This is a genomic window from Peribacillus sp. P4_C12 (genome assembly GCF_056402095.1).
In genome coordinates, this window is the sequence record NZ_JBFUIB010000924.1 from 1 (window position 1) to 1,027 (window position 1,027).

The following is a 1,027-nucleotide window of genomic DNA, read 5'->3' on the forward strand; positions in this document are numbered from 1 at the left end:
GGGGAAACTTGAATGTTTCCGTAATATACGTTAATGTCCTCGATTTTYARCATTATGAAACCTCCTCGCCAAGATACGCTTCGATAACCTTTGGATCATTGCGGATTTCTTCAGGCTTTCCGTGGGCGATAAGCTGACCGTGATCGAGTACGTAAATACGTTCGCATACACCCATGACAAGGGACATATCATGTTCGATGAGCAATACCGTAAGATTGAATTCCTTTCGGATAAACGCAATTAGGTTCATCAATTCTTTCGTTTCATGCGGGTTCATCCCAGCTGCTGGTTCGTCGAGTAAAAGAAGTTTCGGATTTGCTGCGAGAGCCCGAGCAATTTCCAGTCGTCTCTGCTGTCCATATGGCAGATTCTTCGCTTTTTCATCCTTATATTGGTCCAGGTTGAAAATCTTTAAGAACTCAATCGCCTTTTCATCCATTTCCTTTTCACCGGAAAAGTGTCCCGGCAATCTGAATACAGAGCTTGCAATCCTGTGCTTGGCGAGTGAGTGGTAAGCAACCTTGACGTTATCGATCACGGATAACTCACTAAAGAGGCGGATATTTTGAAAGGTCCTGGAAATTCCTTTTCTCGTAATTTTATAAGGCGGCTGTTTTTTTAAGTTTTCCCCATTTAAAGCAATCGTTCCTTCTGTAGGAACATACACACCCGTCAACAAATTAAAGAAGGTCGTTTTCCCGGCACCATTCGGACCAATCAGGCCAACAAGTTCCCCCGGAAATAATTCCACGTTAACATCTGAAACAGCTTTCAATCCACCGAAGCGGATTCCCACTGAATCTACTTTAAGCAACGGTATTGTGGCTTCCATCCTTAGGTCCCCCTTTAGTTTTTTTACCAGTGAACAATGTCGTAATTTCTCTTGTCCCCATTAAACCTTGCGGGCGGAATATCATCATCAAAATAAGGACAAGGCTGTAAATAATCATCCTTGTTTCCGGGTAATCCTGGAGGAATGTGGTCACGATTGTTAATAAAATCGCGGCCAAAACTGAACCTGATAGAC

At 43.1% G+C, this 1,027-nt stretch carries 1 protein-coding gene and 1 pseudogene; both read right to left on the bottom strand.

What is annotated here, in order from left to right:
- Positions 1–52: 52 nt before the first annotated feature.
- Positions 53–832: an ABC transporter ATP-binding protein gene (locus AC1DUW_RS30290; RefSeq protein WP_057218853.1), complete on the bottom strand. Its 780-nt coding sequence runs from the start codon at positions 830–832 to the stop codon at positions 53–55.
- Positions 807–1,027 (bottom strand): annotated as a pseudogene (locus AC1DUW_RS30295) (branched-chain amino acid ABC transporter permease); the annotation flags it as partial. The pseudogene AC1DUW_RS30295 and the gene AC1DUW_RS30290, both read right to left, overlap by 26 nt.

Excerpts from the sequence above, each read along its gene's own strand:
- AC1DUW_RS30290 (WP_057218853.1), bottom strand. The coding sequence starts at position 832 with ATGGAAGCCACAATACCGTTGCTTAAAGTAGATTCAGTGGGAATCCGC.